General features: G+C 34.1%; 24 protein-coding genes and 1 riboswitch. Of the genes, 23 read left to right on the top strand and 1 reads right to left on the bottom strand.

The annotated features are described in order from the left end of the window. Positions 1–140 precede the first annotated feature (140 nt). The 18 genes from HMPREF2663_RS00250 to fabZ all read left to right on the top strand — a co-directional run bounded on the left by HMPREF2663_RS00250 (position 141) and on the right by fabZ (position 14,561). Positions 141–1,184 carry an L-threonylcarbamoyladenylate synthase gene (locus HMPREF2663_RS00250; protein ID WP_070845541.1) on the top strand — a complete coding sequence of 348 codons (1,044 nt, stop codon included), beginning with the start codon at positions 141–143 and terminating at the stop codon, positions 1,182–1,184. Next, positions 1,181–1,600, top strand: a complete 420-nt coding sequence (locus HMPREF2663_RS00245) for a low molecular weight protein arginine phosphatase (RefSeq protein ID WP_070845539.1) — start codon at positions 1,181–1,183, stop codon at positions 1,598–1,600. Before HMPREF2663_RS00250 ends, HMPREF2663_RS00245 begins: the two co-directional genes overlap by 4 nt. Positions 1,601–1,708: 108 nt before the next feature. Then, positions 1,709–2,233, top strand: coding sequence for a TIGR01440 family protein (locus HMPREF2663_RS00240; protein ID WP_002458715.1), 525 nt, complete (start codon positions 1,709–1,711; stop codon positions 2,231–2,233). A 24-nt stretch (positions 2,234–2,257) separates the two neighbouring features. After that, positions 2,258–3,496, top strand: a complete 1,239-nt coding sequence (gene glyA, locus HMPREF2663_RS00235; RefSeq protein ID WP_002447791.1) for a serine hydroxymethyltransferase — start codon at positions 2,258–2,260, stop codon at positions 3,494–3,496. A gap of 28 nt (positions 3,497–3,524) precedes the next feature. Further along, positions 3,525–4,154, top strand: a complete 630-nt coding sequence (gene upp / locus HMPREF2663_RS00230; RefSeq protein WP_002458713.1) for a uracil phosphoribosyltransferase — start codon at positions 3,525–3,527, stop codon at positions 4,152–4,154. Positions 4,155–4,190: 36 nt separating this feature from the next. Beyond that, positions 4,191–5,324 (top strand): non-hydrolyzing UDP-N-acetylglucosamine 2-epimerase, encoded by a 1,134-nt coding sequence (gene wecB / locus HMPREF2663_RS00225; protein WP_032602800.1) that lies wholly within the window; start codon positions 4,191–4,193, stop codon positions 5,322–5,324. Positions 5,325–5,476: 152 nt separating this feature from the next. Then, positions 5,477–5,827, top strand: coding sequence for an ATP synthase subunit I (locus HMPREF2663_RS00220; RefSeq protein ID WP_002491197.1), 351 nt, complete (start codon positions 5,477–5,479; stop codon positions 5,825–5,827). Positions 5,828–5,852: 25 nt separating this feature from the next. Then, a complete protein-coding gene (gene atpB / locus HMPREF2663_RS00215; protein WP_001829936.1) occupies positions 5,853–6,581 on the top strand; it encodes a F0F1 ATP synthase subunit A in 729 nt (242 codons plus the stop codon). Positions 6,582–6,623: 42 nt separating this feature from the next. Further along, the gene (gene atpE / locus HMPREF2663_RS00210) at positions 6,624–6,836 is read left to right on the top strand and encodes a F0F1 ATP synthase subunit C (RefSeq protein ID WP_001048816.1); all 213 of its coding nucleotides are present in this window, start codon (positions 6,624–6,626) and stop codon (positions 6,834–6,836) included. 97 nt (positions 6,837–6,933) lie between these two features. Next, positions 6,934–7,449 carry a F0F1 ATP synthase subunit B gene (locus HMPREF2663_RS00205; protein WP_002447787.1) on the top strand — a complete coding sequence of 172 codons (516 nt, stop codon included), beginning with the start codon at positions 6,934–6,936 and terminating at the stop codon, positions 7,447–7,449. After that, positions 7,449–7,988, top strand: coding sequence for a F0F1 ATP synthase subunit delta (locus HMPREF2663_RS00200; RefSeq protein ID WP_070845537.1), 540 nt, complete (start codon positions 7,449–7,451; stop codon positions 7,986–7,988). The genes HMPREF2663_RS00205 and HMPREF2663_RS00200 overlap by 1 nt, the downstream gene beginning before the upstream one ends. Positions 7,989–8,010: 22 nt before the next feature. Then, positions 8,011–9,522 carry a F0F1 ATP synthase subunit alpha gene (gene atpA / locus HMPREF2663_RS00195; RefSeq protein WP_002475463.1) on the top strand — a complete coding sequence of 504 codons (1,512 nt, stop codon included), beginning with the start codon at positions 8,011–8,013 and terminating at the stop codon, positions 9,520–9,522. 86 nt (positions 9,523–9,608) lie between these two features. Next, positions 9,609–10,475, top strand: a complete 867-nt coding sequence (gene atpG / locus HMPREF2663_RS00190; RefSeq protein ID WP_002458709.1) for an ATP synthase F1 subunit gamma — start codon at positions 9,609–9,611, stop codon at positions 10,473–10,475. Positions 10,476–10,496: 21 nt separating this feature from the next. After that, complete coding sequence (gene atpD, locus HMPREF2663_RS00185; RefSeq protein ID WP_002447783.1) at positions 10,497–11,909, top strand: F0F1 ATP synthase subunit beta; 1,413 nt, start codon at positions 10,497–10,499, stop codon at positions 11,907–11,909. A gap of 19 nt (positions 11,910–11,928) precedes the next feature. Beyond that, a complete protein-coding gene (locus HMPREF2663_RS00180) occupies positions 11,929–12,333 on the top strand; it encodes a F0F1 ATP synthase subunit epsilon (RefSeq protein WP_070845535.1) in 405 nt (134 codons plus the stop codon). A gap of 148 nt (positions 12,334–12,481) precedes the next feature. Next, on the top strand, positions 12,482–12,715 hold the full coding sequence (locus HMPREF2663_RS00175) for a DUF1146 family protein (RefSeq protein ID WP_002495678.1): 234 nt from the start codon (positions 12,482–12,484) through the stop codon (positions 12,713–12,715). Positions 12,716–12,824: 109 nt separating this feature from the next. Continuing rightward, a complete protein-coding gene (gene murA, locus HMPREF2663_RS00170; RefSeq protein ID WP_002490700.1) occupies positions 12,825–14,090 on the top strand; it encodes a UDP-N-acetylglucosamine 1-carboxyvinyltransferase in 1,266 nt (421 codons plus the stop codon). Positions 14,091–14,123: 33 nt separating this feature from the next. Next, positions 14,124–14,561, top strand: coding sequence for a 3-hydroxyacyl-ACP dehydratase FabZ (fabZ, locus tag HMPREF2663_RS00165; RefSeq protein ID WP_002447779.1), 438 nt, complete (start codon positions 14,124–14,126; stop codon positions 14,559–14,561). Between the two features lie 317 nt (positions 14,562–14,878). Here fabZ and HMPREF2663_RS00160 read toward each other — a convergent pair whose 3' ends face one another. Next, complete coding sequence (locus tag HMPREF2663_RS00160) at positions 14,879–15,319, bottom strand: YwpF-like family protein (RefSeq protein WP_002458706.1); 441 nt, start codon at positions 15,317–15,319, stop codon at positions 14,879–14,881. Between the two features lie 190 nt (positions 15,320–15,509). Here HMPREF2663_RS00160 and HMPREF2663_RS00155 point away from each other — a divergent pair, with 190 nt between their 5' ends. From HMPREF2663_RS00155 to thiM, 5 genes are all read left to right on the top strand, one after another. Then, on the top strand, positions 15,510–15,905 hold the full coding sequence (locus HMPREF2663_RS00155) for a single-stranded DNA-binding protein (protein WP_070845533.1): 396 nt from the start codon (positions 15,510–15,512) through the stop codon (positions 15,903–15,905). Between the two features lie 387 nt (positions 15,906–16,292). After that, positions 16,293–16,952: a transglycosylase family protein gene (locus HMPREF2663_RS00150; RefSeq protein WP_002447776.1), complete on the top strand. Its 660-nt coding sequence runs from the start codon at positions 16,293–16,295 to the stop codon at positions 16,950–16,952. 113 nt (positions 16,953–17,065) lie between these two features. Beyond that, positions 17,066–17,164: riboswitch (TPP riboswitch) on the top strand. 71 nt (positions 17,165–17,235) lie between these two features. Beyond that, positions 17,236–17,925 (top strand): thiaminase II, encoded by a 690-nt coding sequence (tenA, locus tag HMPREF2663_RS00145; RefSeq protein WP_002447775.1) that lies wholly within the window; start codon positions 17,236–17,238, stop codon positions 17,923–17,925. After that, on the top strand, positions 17,918–18,739 hold the full coding sequence (thiD, locus tag HMPREF2663_RS00140) for a bifunctional hydroxymethylpyrimidine kinase/phosphomethylpyrimidine kinase (RefSeq protein ID WP_070845531.1): 822 nt from the start codon (positions 17,918–17,920) through the stop codon (positions 18,737–18,739). Before tenA ends, thiD begins: the two co-directional genes overlap by 8 nt. Then, a complete protein-coding gene (thiM, locus tag HMPREF2663_RS00135) occupies positions 18,732–19,520 on the top strand; it encodes a hydroxyethylthiazole kinase (RefSeq protein ID WP_002486939.1) in 789 nt (262 codons plus the stop codon). The genes thiD and thiM overlap by 8 nt, the downstream gene beginning before the upstream one ends. Positions 19,521–19,522 lie beyond the last annotated feature (2 nt).

Genomic DNA, 19,522 nt, shown 5'->3' with positions numbered 1-19,522 from the left:
TTTATAGTTGTTTTCTTTATGAAAAACATGACTTTCGATCAGCAACATAGCACGGGTGGAATTTTAATTCAACTTTTTGAAAATGAATTAAATTCTGCCCTTATTTCTTTACAGCATACAATCACAGAAGAGGTGAAAACATGCACACACAAATATGGGATTTAAGAATGTATAAAAATAATGTTAGTCAATATCCACATATTGATGAGATAAAACAAACTTTCCTAGATGGAGGTTTAGTAGCGATACCTACTGAAACAGTATATGGTCTTGGGGCGAATGCTAGAAACGAAGAAGCAGTCGAAAATATCTATGTTGCAAAAGGACGTCCGTCAGATAATCCGTTAATCGTCCATATTCACAGTATTGAACAACTCGATGATTTTGTAGAGCATATCGATGATAAGGTTAAAGTATTAATGGATGAATTTTGGCCGGGACCTATTTCTTTTATATTACCACTTAAACAGGGTTATCTTTGCAGTAAAGTGACTGGTGGATTAGAATCTATCGCTGTTAGAATGCCTAGTCATAAAATAGGGAGAGCATTACTTCAAATTGTAGATGAACCCATAGCAGCTCCTAGTGCTAATATTAGTGGTCGTCCGTCACCAACAACCTTTGAACATGTGAATAGAGATTTAAATGGCAAAGTCAACGGTATAGTTAATGGTGATCAATGTGAAGAGGGGCTTGAAAGTACTGTGATTGATTGCACACAGTTTCCGTTTCGTATTGCGCGACCAGGTTCAATTACACAAGATATGATAGAAAGTAGACTACCACATTCGATAAATCGTCAAATATATGAGGGAAATGAAAAGCCTATCGCACCTGGGATGAAATATAAACATTATTCCCCAGAAACCCCTTTAACAATTGTTAAAGATTTAAATAAAAAAATAGCTAATGATGATAAATGGTCAAAAGTAGCATTTGTATTTCCACAGAGTCAAAGAAGTTTGATTCCCGAAAATAGCATTTTTATATCATTATGTGAAAATAAGGAAGATTTTAAATCAGCAGGCCATAATTTATATGAAATTTTACATGAACTTGACCAGAATGAAGAAATAGAAGAGGCATATATTTATGGATTTGAAGATAATCATCATACTGAAGCTATCATGAATCGAATGTTAAAAGCAGCAAGTTATAAACTAGTTAAAGGTGAAAAGCTATGAAAATAATTTTTGTATGTAGTGGCAACACTTGTCGAAGCCCACTGGCTGAAAGTATAGCCAAGTCCCTTTTACCAAACGATAGCATAGCTTCAAGAGGACTATTCGCAGTTGAGGGACAGGCCATATCTAAGAAATCGTTAGAATTAATTCATAAGTACGGTTTACCTGAACCATCGCTAGCACAAACTTTTCGTATAGATGATCTTGATGCTGATATTATACTTACCATGACGCAAGCTCATAAAGACTTGATATTTTCTATGTATGGACGACAATCTAATGTCTTTACATTAAATGAGTATGTAGGTGACACACAGGAAATTGATGACCCATTTGGTGGCTCATTCGATGTTTATGAACAAACTTATATCAAAATTTATGATTTAGTCGACAAAATAAAATTTAAACACGAGTAAAGTAAAATATATATAATTAGTATATGTTAAGCTTTAAATAAGTTATAATTAAGGAGTATAGCAAGTTTGCTATGTTCCTTTTTATTTTTTACAAAGGGGTGGGTTCAAATGCGTGATTTACAACAACTGCTTGATGAATTGAAAGATATGTCATTCTTTAACCCAGGCGAAATGTGTATCATTGGTTGTTCAACTTCTGAAGTTATAGGTAAACGTATTGGTTCTGTTGGATCGATGGACGTAGCTAAAGAAATTTATGAAAATTTGAAACAACTAGAGATTGATACAGGCGTGACATTTGCTTTTCAAGGATGTGAACATATTAACCGGGCAGTAACAATAGAAAGAGCAAATTTCAACCCATTGACTATGGAAGAAGTTACTGTCATTCCAGACGTTCATGCAGGTGGTAGTTTATCCACTTACGCTTATCAACAAATGGAAGATCCTATTGTTGTTGAGCATATTACTGTTTCAAAAGGTATAGATATAGGTCAGACCTTAATTGGAATGCATATTAAACATGTGTGTGTTCCTGTAAGAACAAGTGTTAAACAAATTGGAGAAGCTATCGTTACCATAGCGACATCTAGACCTAAGAAAATTGGTGGCGAACGAGCTAAATATCAATAAATATTGTGGAAGAAGGGGATTCAAATGTCTTATATCGAGAAGAAGGATAAAGTTGTTTACGATGCTATTCAAAAGGAGTTTCAACGACAAAATAGTAATATTGAACTTATTGCATCAGAAAATTTCGTATCACAAGCAGTTATGGAAGCTCAAGGTTCAGTATTAACGAATAAATATGCTGAGGGTTATCCTGGACGTCGTTATTATGGCGGGTGTGAGCACGTAGATGTAACTGAGGCCATTGCCATTGATAGAGCAAAATCTTTATTTGGAGCAGAACATGTTAATGTCCAACCCCATTCAGGTTCTCAAGCTAATATGGCTGTGTATTTGGTTGCTTTAGAAATGGGCGATACTGTGTTAGGTATGAATTTGAGTCATGGTGGGCATTTAACTCATGGGGCACCTGTCAATTTTAGTGGTAAATTTTATCATTTTGTTGAATATGGTGTGGACCAAGAAAATGAATTAATTAACTATGATGAAGTGAGACGTTTAGCAATTGAGCATCAACCTAAATTAATTGTAGCTGGTGCTTCAGCATATTCAAGAACTATTGACTTTAAAAAATTTAAAGAAATTGCAGACGAAGTAGGAGCTAAATTGATGGTAGATATGGCACATATTGCTGGTTTAGTAGCTGCTGGTTTACATCCTAATCCTGTAGAATATGCTGATTTTGTGACTACTACAACTCATAAAACTTTACGTGGTCCACGTGGTGGTATGATTTTATGTAAAGAAGAATATAAAAAAGATATAGATAAAACAATCTTCCCAGGTATTCAAGGTGGTCCACTAGAACATGTCATCGCTGCAAAAGCTGTTGCATTTGGAGAAGCTTTGAACGACGATTTTAAAGATTATCAAAATCAAGTCATTAAAAATGCACAAGCTTTAGCTCAAACATTAATTGAAGAAGGGTTCAGAGTTGTATCTGGCGGAACAGACAATCATTTAGTTGCAGTTGATGTTAAAGGTTCTATCAATATGACTGGTAAATTAGCTGAAGAGACACTTGATAAAGTAGGAATTACATGTAATAAGAATACTATTCCATTTGATAAAGAAAAACCGTTTGTAACAAGTGGTGTTAGACTAGGAACACCTGCAGCTACAACTCGTGGTTTTGATGAATCTGCATTTGTGGAAGTAGCAAAAATTATTAGTTTAGCATTAAATAACTATGATAATGATACTAAACTAAATGAAGCTAAAGAGAGGGTTCACGCACTCACATCTAAATATCCATTATATAATTAATAGATATACACATTGGAGGAAAATGATTATGAGTAAAGTACATGTTTTTGATCACCCATTAATACAACACAAACTAAGTTATATTAGAGACGCTCACACTGGAACAAAAGAGTTTAGAGAACTTGTAGATGAAGTCGGTATGTTAATGGCCTATGAAGTAACTAGAGACTTAGAACTACAAGATGTTGAAATACAAACGCCTGTGACTAAAATGACAGCTAAACGTTTGGCAGGTAAAAAGTTAGCAATTGTACCTATTTTAAGAGCTGGTTTAGGCATGACAGATGGTGTGTTAAGTCTTGTTCCTGCTGCTAGGGTAGGACATATAGGACTTTATAGAGATCCAGAGACTCTTGAAGCGGTAGAGTACTTTGCGAAAATGCCTCAAGATATCGATGAACGTCAAATTATTGTGGTTGATCCTATGCTTGCTACTGGTGCTTCAGCTATTGAAGCAATTTCTTCATTAAAAAAACGAGGAGCTAAAAGTATACGTTTTATGTGTTTAATAGCTGCGCCTGAAGGCGTTGAAAAAATGCAAGAAGCACACCCAGATGTAGATATATACATTGCAGCATTAGATGAAAAATTAAATGACAAAGCGTATATTACACCTGGTTTAGGTGATGCAGGGGATAGATTATTCGGTACTAAATAATAGATTCGGAGATAGATATTTTTGAAGAAAAAAGTTATGACCATATTTGGAACTAGGCCTGAAGCTATAAAAATGGCTCCGTTGATTAAAACGTTAGAAAAAGATTCTAACCTTGAACCCGTTGTTGTAGTCACCGCCCAACATAGGGAGATGCTTGATTCAGTGTTGAATACTTTTAATATAAGTGCAGATTATGATTTGAATATTATGAAAGCTGGTCAAACACTGTCTGAAGTAACATCTGAAGCAATGAAAAAGTTAGAAGATATCATACAAAAGGAAGTGCCTGATATGGTACTTGTTCATGGTGATACAGTGACAACCTTTTCTGGAGCATTAGCTGCATTTTATAGTCAAACACCTATAGGACATGTTGAAGCTGGATTAAGGAGTTATAATAAATATTCACCTTATCCAGAAGAAATAAATAGACAAATGGTTGGGGTAATGGCAGATTTGCACTTTGCCCCAACCTATAATGCTGCACAGAATTTAGTAAAAGAGGGTAAATTAGCCAAACATATAGCTATCACTGGTAATACAGCTATTGACGCAATGAAATATACAATCGATTACCAATATTCATCATCTATTATACAAAAACATAAAAATAAAAACTTTATTTTACTCACAGCACATAGACGTGAAAACATAGGTAAACCTATGATAAACGTGTTTAAAGCGATTAGAAAGTTGATTGATGAATATCATGATTTAGCGTTGGTCTATCCTATGCATATGAATCCCAAAGTAAGAGATATAGCGCAAAAATATTTAGGAAATCATCCTAGGATTGAATTGATAGAACCACTTGATGTGGTTGATTTTCATAATTTTGCTAAACAAGCATATCTCATTATGACTGACTCTGGTGGAATACAAGAGGAGGCACCATCATTACATAAACCTGTTTTAGTATTGAGAGATAGTACTGAAAGACCGGAGGGTGTAGATGCTGGAACTTTGAGAGTCATTGGTACGAATGAAGAAGATGTCTATAATGAAACTAAAAAATTATTAGAAAAACCAGACCTTTATCAAAAAATGAGTCAAGCTGTTAATCCATATGGCGATGGACAAGCTAGTGAGAGAATTGTGCAACATATAAAATATTATTTTAATTTGACAAATGACAGACCCAATCATTTTGAATATACAAAAGATTTATAAAATGACAAATGTGAATTTTTTGTGACAAAAACCAGTGAAAATTTAACAAGAATTTGAATAGAATTGACACCATACAACCGGCTATATTATCATTTAGATTGTATGAGTGGAACGGTTTACATGATTGGTATAGGACACTCGGAGGCTATAAAATGCGTCGTTTCAACATCATTTTCAAACAATATTTGCAATATTATCTTTATTTATTGGTAATAGTTGGAATATTGTACTCAATTTCACCCCGCCCATTTTTTTTGGGTCTTATGATAGGTACATGTGGTTCTTTAGTAAATACATACATCTTTGAGATTTATTTAGCTAAATCCATGCATAAAGAATCGACACAAATGTCTACTGGTAGTACTTGGAGGTATTTAGTGGCAATTATTGCATGTGTATTATGGTTATTCTTTAAAGAACACATTAATATTATCGGAGTTTTAATTGGGTTAATGATTTCTTATATTGTAATCATATTGCGCCCTCTACTACAAAGGGAGTAAAAATTTAATAGAAAGAGGTGAGTTTATGGATCACAAATCCCCACTCGTTAGTTGGAACGTCTTTGGTTTCGATATTGTTTTTAATCTGGCCAGTGTTTTAATGGTAGTGATTACAGCAATTTTAGTTTTTATTTTAGCTATAGTTTGCACTCGAAACTTAAAGAAACGACCAACTGGAAAACAAAACTTCATTGAATGGGTATTTGATTTTGTTAGAGGTATTATTGAAAGTAATATGGCCTGGAAAAAAGGTGGGAATTTCCACTTCTTAGCAGTGACATTAATTCTTTTCATTTTTGTAGCCAACATGCTTGGTTTACCGTTCGCAATTGTCACTCATGACCATACGCTATGGTGGAAATCACCAACAGCAGACGCTACGGTAACTCTAACGTTATCTACAACTATGATTTTGTTAACGCACTATTACGGTATTAAAATGCGTGGAACAAAAGCTTATGCAGCTGGATATTTTAAACCTTTCTGGCCATTGGCTATTATTAATGTATTCGAAGAATTCACTTCTACATTAACTTTAGGTCTACGTTTGTACGGTAATATTTTTGCAGGTGAATTATTACTCGGTTTACTTGCATCATTGTTCTTTGAACAACCTGCATGGGGTTGGATAATTAGTATTCCTGGATTAATAGTTTGGCAAGCGTTCTCTATATTCGTGGGAACGATTCAAGCATATATCTTTGTAATGCTTTCAATGGTTTACATGTCACATAAAGTGGCAGACGGACATTAATATAATTTAGTAACTATATAAATATTAGGAGGAAATTTTATTATGAATTTAATCGCAGCGGCAATCGCAATTGGTTTATCAGCATTAGGTGCAGGTATTGGTAACGGTCTTATCGTATCTAGAACAGTTGAAGGTGTAGCACGTCAACCAGAAGCACGTGGTCAATTAATGGGTATCATGTTCATTGGTGTTGGTTTAGTTGAGGCATTACCAATCATCGGTGTTGTAATTGCATTCATGACATTTGCTGGATAAGACATTTTATAAGGCGAAGTCTAACGAGAGACTATCGCCGTTCGTTTTGTTTTTTATAGCTTAGTGATTATTTTGACGAAAGGAGTGTCATGAGCCCGTGACTGCAACAGCTAATACATTTATTCTCGGTGCAGGAGTTGAATGGGGGACAACAATTGTAACACTCGCAACATTTGTAATCCTCATCATACTTTTGAAGAAATTTGCTTGGGGTCCATTAAAAGAAGTAATGGATAAACGTGAACGTGATATCAATAAAGATATTGACGACGCAGAACAAGCTAAGATAAATGCTCAAAAACTTGAAGAAGAAAATAGAAAGACACTTAAAGAAACTCAAGATGAAGTTCAAAAAATCTTAGATGATGCTAAGATTCAAGCACGTAAGCAGCATGAAGAAATTATTCATGAAGCTAACGAAAAAGCTAATGGTATGATTGAAACTGCTCAAAGTGAAATTAATAGTCAAAAAGAACGTGCAATTTCTGATATTAATAATCAAGTTTCTGAACTATCAGTACTTATTGCATCTAAAGTTCTTAGAAAAGAAATTTCAGAGCAAGATCAAAAAGAATTAGTTGAAAAGTATTTAAAAGAGGCAGGGGATAAATAATGGCAAAGGTAGCAAAAAAATATGCCAAAGCATTATTTGATGTCGCTCTAGATACAAATCAACTAGATGTTGTCTATGAAGATTTAGAAACAATTAGCCATTCATCGTTTGATTTCATAAAAGAACTTAAAGCAATTGATAGTAATCCAAGTTTAACTGCAAATCAACGTAAAGAATTTGTAGAAAGAGTTTACAACGAAGCAAATCCATATGTGGTAAATACTTTAAAAGTATTAGCAGATAACCGACATATTTCAATTGTAGAGAATGTTTTTAAATCATTCCAAAATTTATATAACAAACACTACAAACAAGATTTTGCTATTATTGAATCGACTTACGAGTTAAGCGAAGATGAATTATCAAGAATTGTAGAACTTATAAAAAAGCAAACTGAATTGTCAAATGTAATTGTTAACACTAAAATCAATCAAGATCTAATTGGTGGATTTAGAGTTAAGGTTGGAACTACAGTTATGGATGGTAGTGTTAGAAATGACCTTGTTCAATTACAAAGAAAATTTGAAAGAGCTAACTAATATTTAAAGAGGAGTGACATAGATGGCCATAAAAGCTGAAGAAATCAGTGCATTGCTTCGCTCACAAATTGAAAATTATGAGTCAGAAATGTCCGTTACAGATGTTGGTACAGTACTCCAAATTGGTGACGGTATCGCATTAATTCACGGACTTAACGACGTTATGGCTGGTGAGCTAGTAGAATTCCATAACGGTGTTCTTGGTTTAGCACAAAACCTTGAAGAATCTAATGTGGGTGTGGTTATTTTAGGACCATATGAAGAAATTAGTGAAGGTGACGAAGTTAAACGTACTGGCCGAATTATGGAAGTACCAGTCGGAGAGGAAATGATAGGAAGAGTTGTTAATCCTCTTGGACAACCTATTGACGGGCAAGGTCCAATCAATGCGACTAAAACCCGTCCTGTGGAGAAAAAAGCAACTGGCGTAATGGATCGTAAATCTGTAGATGAACCATTACAAACAGGTATCAAAGCAATTGATGCTTTAGTACCTATTGGTCGAGGTCAACGTGAATTAATCATTGGTGACCGTCAAACTGGTAAAACAACAGTTGCAATTGATTCTATCTTAAACCAAAAAGATCAAGATACAATTTGTATTTATGTTGCAATAGGTCAAAAAGATTCAACTGTTCGTGCAAATGTTGAAAAATTAAGACAAGCAGGTGCTTTAGACTACACAATCGTTGTATCTGCATCCGCAGCTGATCCAGCACCATTACTTTATATTGCGCCATATTCTGGTGTAACTATGGGTGAAGAGTTCATGTTTAATGGAAAACATGTTCTTATCGTTTACGATGATTTAACTAAGCAAGCGGCAGCATACCGTGAGTTATCATTATTACTACGTAGACCACCAGGTCGTGAAGCATATCCTGGGGACGTCTTCTACCTACACAGTAGATTATTAGAAAGAGCTGCAAAACTTAACGATGATCTTGGAGGCGGTTCAATTACTGCTTTACCAATCATTGAAACTCAAGCTGGCGATATCTCAGCTTACGTTCCAACAAATGTTATCTCAATTACTGACGGACAAATATTCTTGCAATCTGATTTATTCTTCTCAGGTGTTAGACCAGCGATTAATGCTGGACAATCAGTATCTCGTGTTGGTGGTTCAGCTCAAATTAAAGCGATGAAAAAAGTTGCAGGAACATTACGTTTAGACTTGGCTTCATATCGTGAGTTAGAATCATTTGCGCAATTTGGTTCTGATTTAGATGAATTCACAGCTAAAAAGTTGGCGCGTGGTGAACGTACTGTTGAAGTCTTAAAACAAGGTCAAAACAACCCACTGCCTGTAGAACATCAAGTACTTATCATTTTTGCATTAACTAAAGGTTACTTAGATGATATTCCTGTACAAGATATCACTCGTTTTGAAGAGGAATTTAACCACTGGGCTGATTCAAATGCAACTGAGTTATTAAATGAAATTAGAGAAACTGGTGCTTTACCAGATGCTGATAAATTTGATTCTGCTATCACAGAATTTAAAAAAGGCTTTAATAAATCAGAAGAATAAAATCTAATTTAATCGTAATATAGAGAGTACATTCTAAATCTTATAAATCGTTAAATTAAGATTAATACTCCAAAGGTGGTGAGATAATGGCCTCTCTTAAAGAGATAGACAGTCGTATTAAATCGACAAGTAAGATGAAGCAAATCACTAAGGCGATGAACATGGTTTCTAGTTCAAAATTACGTAGAGCTGAGAAAAATACTAAATCATTTAGACCTTATATGGAAAAGATGCAAGATGCTATTACAGCTGTAGCTGGTTCAAATAGTACTTCTAATCATCCAATGCTTAAATCTAGAGATATTAAAAGAAGTGGTTACTTAGTAATTACTAGTGATAAAGGCTTAGCCGGTGCCTATAGTACAAATGTTTTAAAAACATTAGTAAACGATATCAAATCTAAACACAACGACAGTAGTGAATATAGCCTAATCGTTTTAGGTCAGCAAGGTGTAGATTTCTTCAATCATAGAGGATATGAAATTGAAAGTTCTTTAGTTGAAGTTCCAGATCAACCGTCATTTAAGTCTATTCAATCTATAGCTAAACATGCTATTGATTTATTTAGCGAGGAAAACATAGATGAATTGACTATTTATTACAGTCATTATGTTAGTGTCTTAGAAAATAAACCTGCAACTAAACAAGTTTTACCATTATCTCAAGAAGATTCAGGTCAAGGACATGGTCAAATGTCTTCATACGAATTTGAACCAGATAAAGAATCTATATTAAGCGTTATTTTGCCACAATACGTTGAAAGCTTAATCTACGGTACAATTTTAGATGCAAAAGCTAGTGAACATGCTTCACGTATGACAGCAATGAGAAATGCTTCAGATAATGCGACAGAACTAATCGATGATTTATCATTAGAATACAATAGAGCGAGACAAGCTGCGATTACTCAACAAATTACTGAAATTGTTGGTGGATCATCAGCTCTTGAGTAATAATAAAAGGAGGAAATCAACATGGGAATTGGCCGTGTAACTCAAGTTATGGGTCCAGTAATAGATGTTCGTTTTGAACATAACGAAGTACCTGAGATAAATAATGCATTACACATCGAAGTTCCTAAAGAAGATGGAACGCTTCAATTAACGTTAGAAGTTGCACTTCAACTAGGTGACGATGTAGTTCGTACAATTGCAATGGACTCAACTGACGGCGTTCAAAGAGGAATGGAAGTTAAAGATACAGGTAGAGACATTAGTGTACCTGTCGGTGACGTAACTCTAGGAAGAGTGTTTAACGTACTAGGAGAAACTATTGACTTAGATGAAAAAATTGATGATTCAGTACGACGTGACCCTATCCATAGACAAGCTCCAGGATTCGACGAATTATCAACAAAAGTAGAAATCTTAGAAACTGGTATTAAAGTAGTAGACTTATTAGCACCTTACATAAAAGGTGGTAAAATTGGATTATTTGGTGGTGCCGGTGTAGGTAAAACCGTACTGATCCAAGAACTTATTAATAACATCGCTCAAGAACACGGTGGTATTTCAGTATTCGCTGGTGTTGGTGAACGTACACGTGAAGGTAATGATCTTTACTATGAAATGAGCGACAGTGGTGTTATCAAGAAAACTGCAATGGTCTTTGGTCAAATGAACGAGCCACCTGGTGCACGTATGCGTGTAGCATTATCCGGATTAACAATGGCTGAATATTTCCGAGATGAAGAAGGCCAAGATGTGTTATTATTCATTGATAACATCTTCAGATTCACTCAAGCTGGTTCAGAAGTTTCTGCGTTATTAGGTCGTATGCCATCAGCTGTTGGTTATCAACCTACACTTGCTACAGAAATGGGTCAATTACAAGAACGTATAAGTTCAACAAATAAAGGTTCAGTTACATCAATTCAAGCTGTTTTCGTACCAGCCGACGACTATACTGACCCTGCGCCAGCAACAACGTTCGCTCACTTAGATTCAACAACAAACTTAGAGCGTAAATTAACAGAAATGGGTATTTATCCTGCTGTAGACCCACTTGCTTCTACATCTAGAGCTTTGGAACCTTCAGTAGTAGGTCAAGAGCATTATGATGTGGCACGTGAAGTTCAATCTACTCTACAAAAATATAGAGAGTTACAAGATATAATTGCGATTCTTGGTATGGATGAATTATCTGATGAAGATAAACAAACTGTGGAACGAGCACGTAGAATTCAATTCTTCTTATCACAAAACTTCCACGTTGCAGAACAATTTACTGGACAAAAAGGTTCATATGTACCTGTTAAAACAACAGTTGCAGACTTCAGAGATATTTTAGATGGTAAGTATGACCATATTCCTGAAGACGCATTCCGTTTAGTAGGTAGCATGGAAGACGTAATTGAGAAAGCAAAAGATATGGGTGTTGAAGTCTAATAATTAGGAGGTATGGATAATGAATACACTTAGACTAAATATTGTCACTCCTAATGGTTCTGTCTATGAACGTGAAGACGTTGAGATGGCTGTCTTACAAACAACAGCTGGAGAAATGGGGATTATGTATGGTCACATTCCAACTGTTGCTGCATTAAAAACAGGTCATGTGAAAGTTAATTTTCACAATGGAAATGAATTTATTGCTGTAAGTGATGGCTTTATTGAAGTAAGACAACATCAATTATCAATTATCGTCCAAACGGCCGAACCTGCTAGTGAAATCGATGTTGAAAGAGCTAAGTTAGCTAAGTCGAGAGCAGAATCACATTTAGAAGATGATGATGATAATACAGACATAAATAGAGCTAAAAGAGCACTTGAACGAGCAAATAATCGTTTACGTGTTGCAGAATTACAATAATTAAAAAAGGTTCGATAGTATATTTTAATGACTATCGAACCTTTTTTTAAATTCTAAAATATTAAAAACTAATATCCATTTTTATAAGTATCTTTATTGCCTCTTTTCGTGTACAATGTTATACAGTAATCTTACGAAGGAGCTTAATATGGATTATCTTGGTCAGTTCGCAATTGTACATTTAATCTTACATGTTGTTTGTATTTGCGTAGCTTATTGGGCTTTAAATTCCATAAAATTAGATCAACTTTTTAAAAAGGGCTACCCATTACAAGTTCAAGTTTGTATGATTTTTATTTCTATTTTACTGGGTACGGCAGTCAGTAACTTTATAGTTGATTTATTGCAATATTCAACTCAAGTGAAATACTTGATAAAATAACTTTGTAATTGTTATTTAATTTATAGGTTAAATGTGATCATATGACGAATATTTAATTATAATGTTGGGAAATGAATAACTGATTAGAGTTTTAAGTGGAGGATTAAAGATGGATAAAATAGTAATAAATGGTGGAAATCGTTTAACAGGTGAAGTAAATGTTGAAGGAGCTAAAAATGCTGTATTACCTGTACTTACAGCGTCATTACTTGCTTCAGAAGGACAAAGTAAACTAGTTAATGTCCCAGAGTTAAGTGATGTTGAAACAATCAATAATGTATTATCTACACTCAATGCAAATGTAGAGTATGATAAAGATAAAAATGCAGTTAAAGTTGATGCAACTAAAACTTTAAATGAAGAAGCCCCTTATGAATATGTGAGTAAAATGCGAGCAAGCATCTTGGTTATGGGACCATTACTCGCTCGATTAGGGCATGCTATTGTTGCTTTGCCAGGAGGATGTGCGATTGGAACACGTCCTATTGAGCAGCACATTAAAGGATTTGAAGCTTTAGGTGCAGACATTCATTTAGAAAATGGAAATATTTATGCAAATGCTAAAGATGGATTAAAGGGAGCACATATCCATTTAGATTTTCCGAGTGTAGGTGCAACTCAAAATATTATTATGGCAGCGTCCTTGGCATCAGGAAAATCTATCATTGAGAATGTCGCTAAAGAACCTGAAATTGTTGATTTAGCTAATTATATTAATGAAATGGGCGGTAAAATCACAGGTGCTGGTACTGATACCATTACGATACATGGTGTTGAAAAACTTTACGGTGTTGAACATGCAATTATACCAGATAGAATTGAAGCTGGAACGCTACTTATCGCAGGTGCAATAACTCGTGGTGACATATTTGTACGTGGTGCAATTAAAGAACATTTGGCTAGTTTAATATATAAGCTTGAAGAGATGGGGATAGATCTTGAATATAATGAAGAAGGTATAAGAGTTACAGCAAATGGAGATTTAAATCCAGTAGATGTAAAAACTTTACCTCACCCAGGTTTCCCAACTGATATGCAATCTCAAATGATGGCTTTATTATTAACAGCAAATGGACACAAAGTGATTACTGAGACAGTTTTTGAAAATAGATTTATGCATGTTGCAGAATTTAGAAGAATGAATGCGAATATAAGTGTTGAAGGAAGAAGTGCTAAAATTGAAGGAAAAAGCCATTTACAAGGTGCTCAAGTTAAAGCCACGGATTTAAGAGCTGCTGCAGCCTTAATCTTAGCTGGTTTAGTTGCCGAGGGAACTACGCAAGTGACTGAGTTAAAGCATCTTGATAGAGGATACGTCAATTTGCATGGAAAACTAAAAAGTCTAGGTGCAAACATAGAACGAGTTAATCAATAATATTATTACAGCTTAAGCACGGAGGTTTTAAAAATGGAAACGATTTTTGATTATAATCAAATTAAACAAATTATCCCACACAGACAACCTTTTTTACTAATAGATAAAATTGTAGAATATGATGAAGGTAAAAGATGTGTAGGACTAAAGCAAGTATCGGGTAATGAACCATTTTTCCAGGGACATTTCCCTAATTACGCTGTGATGCCTGGTGTTCTCATAACGGAGGCTTTAGCGCAAACTGGTGCAGTAGCTATGTTAAATAGCGAAGAAAATAAAGGAAAAATAGCATTATTTGCAGGCATTGATAAGTGTCGCTTCAAAAAACAAGTCGTACCTGGAGATACATTAATGTTGGAAGTTGAAATAACTAAAATAAAAGGCCCTATAGGTAAAGGTTCGGCTAAAGCGACTGTTGATGGCCAACTTGCTTGTAGCTGTGAACTTACTTTTGCTATTCAAGATGCTTAACCTTAGATAATTAAACTCTTAAGGTAAAATAATTCGTATTGTGATAATAAAATAGTAAAAACATATTTAAAGAAAGTTGCACAGATTATTGACCTAACTTTTCATGTCTATTGAATTTCTGGTTGAAATGCTCTAAGTCAGGTCTCGTCTGAAAATATAAGTATCAATAGTAGTGCTTTTTAATATAGTAATTAGTGTTCGTATAGAGCCTGGAACAATGGTTAATTCATGTTCTAGGCTTTATTTATGTTCAACATTTAAATTTGTATATGATTTAAATATATGAAAATTAAATGTTTTATAATTACCCTATGTGTTTATCTTTCGATTTTCTCATCTTTCAACTTAGGTTTTGATTGCATCATACGATTAAATGTTTTTTTTAACTTTTCACCAGTAAGTCCTTCATCAACTAATTCTTCTAATAAACTCTCAGCGTATTCTTGTCTCAAAGTGTAGATGTGACATTCTAAAACGACTGACATTGAATATTTAAAATTTTTAACGCTTTTAACTGTTGCATTAAATAACGCTGGATCGTTAGCAGGTCTTGTAATAACTACTCTAATATCTAAAAGTTGTTTGTTTTCCTTATATTGATTAAATGTTTCATAGTGTTCATTTGAAATAACTATTTCTAGTAACCATCCAGTGCCACTTCCCTCTTTATTTATAATCACACCATCTTCAATGGCGTATTCGGATATAGCACCATGTTCATTCACAATTTGAAATCTTACTGCCTTAAAAGTTTTCATAATATCACTTCTCCAAATTTTTTTATTCATACAAAAATATAAATTTATGTCAGATTTAGATATAATACTTCAATATTTTCTTTAAATATATCAAAATCTCATCATCATTTACTAACAATTTCAATAAAATTGTGGTTTTGACCAGTGAACTAAGCTCAGTTATGATTAGAGCATAAGAAGGAGGTGACACATGTTAAATAAAATAGTCATTGTTGGTAGAATGACGAAAGATGCTCAAATATATGAAAAGGAGGATAACAAAATAGCAACATTTTGCGTTGCTACAGAAAGAAACTACAAAGATGATAATAACGAAATTTCTTCAGATTATTTGCTTTGTAAAGCTTTCGGTAAAACTGCCACTAATATTGAAAAGTACACTAGTCAAGGTACTTTAGTAGGTATAACTGGGCAAATGCGTTCAAGAAAATATGAAAAAGAAGGCCAAACACATTTTGTTACAGAATTATACGTTGAAACAATTAAATTCATGTCCCCAAAAAATAAAAACAATGAAACTCCCTCTGATAATCAATTTGAAAACAACACTTATCAACCTAATGATTTAGAAATAATTCATATTTAAACAACTAACTTTTCCTTTAAAACTCCATCCTATATTTAATAAATTAATTTATCCTTTCTTTCAATTATACTCGAGCGGCCTTTGTTAATCATAAAACATTAATTAAAGGTCGCTTTAAATACATATCAAAGGCCTATAATTTTGATAATTATCTGATAAATTTCATTTATATTACAACGATATTGTGATAATGTGACTCGAAAAAACTATCATGATAGGAATCATTACGGTTATTCATTAGAATTAGTATACTATTTAATGTAATTGCAGTGTAAAAAACTGGCGTTTTTTTTTATTTCAGTGTAACCTGCACGATTTTTATAGATGTTACAGTAGGTTACGTAAACAAATTAAGAAAACAAATCACTTTTAGGAGGATTTTTAATAATGAAAAAAACATTAGTTGCATCATCATTAGCTATAGGACTAGGCGTTGTAGCAGGCAACGCAGGACATGACGCACATGCAAGTGAGACTACAAATGTTGATAAAGCAGAATTAGCTCAAAAAGCGTTAACTAATGATCAATCACTAAATGAAAGCCCTGTTCAAGAAGGTGCTTATAACATTAATTTTGATTACAATGGCAATTCTTATCATTTTGAATCTGATGGTTCTACTTGGAGTTGGAGTTATGAATCAACAAACAATGCTACGCAACCTGTTCAACCAAGCCAATCTCAAGTAGCAACACAACAACAACCTGTACAAGTATCAGCACCACAAAATGAGCAAACAGCGCAACCACAAACAAAATCAACATCTGCAAGTCAAACTTCTTCAAGTAAAGCTTCAAGTGGTTCATCAGTAAATGTAAATTCACATTTACAACAAATTGCTCAACGTGAATCAGGTGGCGATATTCATGCAATAAACCCATCTTCAGGTGCAGCAGGTAAATATCAATTCTTACAATCAACTTGGGATTCTGTTGCTCCAAGTCAATATAAAGGTGTATCACCTGCAAAAGCTCCAGAAAGCGTACAAGACAAAGCAGCAGTAAAATTATATAATACTGGTGGCCCAGGTCATTGGGTAACTGCTTAATTAAAATATGAAGTATGTACCATCTTCTCGAATTTGAGAAGATGGTTTTTTATTATACGACTTATTTGATTTACATGTAATCGTTTGCTATGGTTGATAATGAATCATATATTATTTACTACTAGGGGAGCCAAAAGGCTGAGATGAATGTATTCAGACCCTTATAACCTGATTTGGTTAATACCAACGTAGGAAAGTAGTTATTAACTATTCGTCATTAAGATGTCTTGGTCTAACTACTTTCCTCGTTGGGAAGTAGTTTTATTTTTTGAGGAGGCTAATTATGACATTTTCAAAAGAGTTGAGGGAAGCATCAAAACCTATTATTGATGACATTTACAATGATGGTTTTATTCAAGATTTACTAGCAGGTAAGTTATCTAATCAAGCTGTAAGACAATACTTAAGAGCAGACGCTTCTTATTTAAAAGAGTTTACAAATATTTATGCAATGCTCATACCCAAAATGAGTTCCATGGATGATGTTAAATTTCTAGTAGAACAAATTGAATTTATGTTAGAAGGAGAAGTTGAAGCGCATGAGGTTCTAGCTGATTTCATTAATGAACCATATGAAGAAATAGTAAAAGAAAAAGTATGGCCACCAAGTGGTGATCATTATATTAAACACATGTACTTCAATGCATTTGCACGTGAAAATGCAGCCTTCACGATTGCAGCGATGGCACCATGTCCATACGTTTACGCTGTCATTGGTAAACGTGCGATGGAAGATCCAAAATTAAATAAAGAATCAGTGACTTCTAAATGGTTCCAATTTTATAGTACTGAAATGGACGAACTTGTTGATGTGTTCGATCAATTGATGGACCGTTTAACTAAACATTGTAGTGAGACTGAAAAAAATGAAATTAAAGAAAATTTCTTGCAAAGTACTATTCATGAGAGACATTTCTTCAATATGGCATATATTAATGAAAAATGGGAATATAGGGGAGATAATAATGCATAAACCTAAAATTGCACTAACAATAGCAGGCACAGACCCCACCGGTGGGGCAGGTGTTATGGCGGATTTAAAATCATTTCACGCGTGTGGCGTTTATGGTATGGCCACTATAACAAGTATCGTTGCTCAAAATACTCTAGGAGTTCAACATATTCATAATTTAGAAACTTCATGGGTAAAGGAACAACTTGATAGTGTGTTTGATGATGAATTACCACAAGCTATCAAAACGGGTATGATTGCAACAAAAGAAACGATGGAGTTGATTCAAAGATACTTAAAGGAACATTCCAATATTCCTTATGTGATTGATCCAGTTATGCTTGCCAAAAGTGGTGATTCATTGATGGATGACAATACTAAAAATCATTTGCAATCAACATTATTACCTTTGGCTGATGTTGTCACTCCGAATATACCTGAAGCTGAAGAAATTACTGGTATTAAAATTAACGATGAAGAAAGTATACGTAAAGCAGGTCAAATCTTTATTAATGAAATTGGTAGTAAGGGCGTTGTAATTAAGGGTGGACATTCAGCCGATTTAAATAATGCTAAAGATTTTCTTTTCACTAAGAATGAAACGTATACATTTGAGAACAGACGCTTTGATACTAAACATACGCATGGAACTGGTTGTACTTTTTCAGCAGTCATTACAGCAGAATTAGCTAAAGGTCGTTCCATAAATGATGCAGTAAAAAAAGCAAAAGAGTTTATTTCATTAAGTATTGAACATACCCCAGAAATTGGCAGGGGAAGAGGACCTGTAAATCATTTTGCTTATATGAAGAAAGTAGGTTTAGATGATGAATAATTTAGAACGATTACGTTCAGAAAATCCACTCGTAATTTGCTATACCAATGATGTTGTGAAAAACTTTACTGCGAATGGTTTACTAAGTTTAGGTGCTAGTCCCGCAATGAGTGAGGCACCAGAAGAAGCTGAAGATTTTACTCGAATGGCTAGTGCGCTTTTAATTAATATCGGTACACTCACACGTGAAAATGAGGAAGATATTATCAAAATAGGTAAAATTGCTAATCAGCAAGGTACACCAATAGTTTTTGATCCAGTGGCAGTTGGTGCATCTACATATCGTAAAAATTTTTGTCAACGTTTTCTTGATGAAGTTAATGTCACAGTTATAAAAGGCAATGCATCAGAAATATTGACATTAATTGATTTTAATACAACTATGAAAGGTACTGACAGTGATAGCGAATTAGATTCAGTAAATATTGCAAAAAAAGCGGCAAATACTTTAAACACTGCTATTGTCATTACTGGGGAAGATGATATTATTGCAAAAAATGAGAAAATAATTAAATTATCTAATGGTTCTCCGCTTCTTACTAAAATTACAGGGGCTGGATGCTTGTTAGGTGGTGTATTAGCAAGTTTCTTGTTTAGAAATACTCAACCTTCAATTGATTTATTAGTTGAAGCGGTAAGTGTCTACAACATCGCAGCAGAATTTGCTGAACAAGCACCTCATGTAAATGGACCTGGTACTTTTCTATCTGAACTACTAGATCAACTTTATCAAATGAATGATATTGCTTATAAAAATCAAGTAAAAAAGGTAGAGATATAAAT

The organism is Staphylococcus sp. HMSC077D08 (assembly GCF_001837945.1).
GTDB classification, from domain to species: domain Bacteria; phylum Bacillota; class Bacilli; order Staphylococcales; family Staphylococcaceae; genus Staphylococcus; species Staphylococcus epidermidis.
This window is presented reverse-complemented; position numbering and strand designations above follow the sequence as displayed.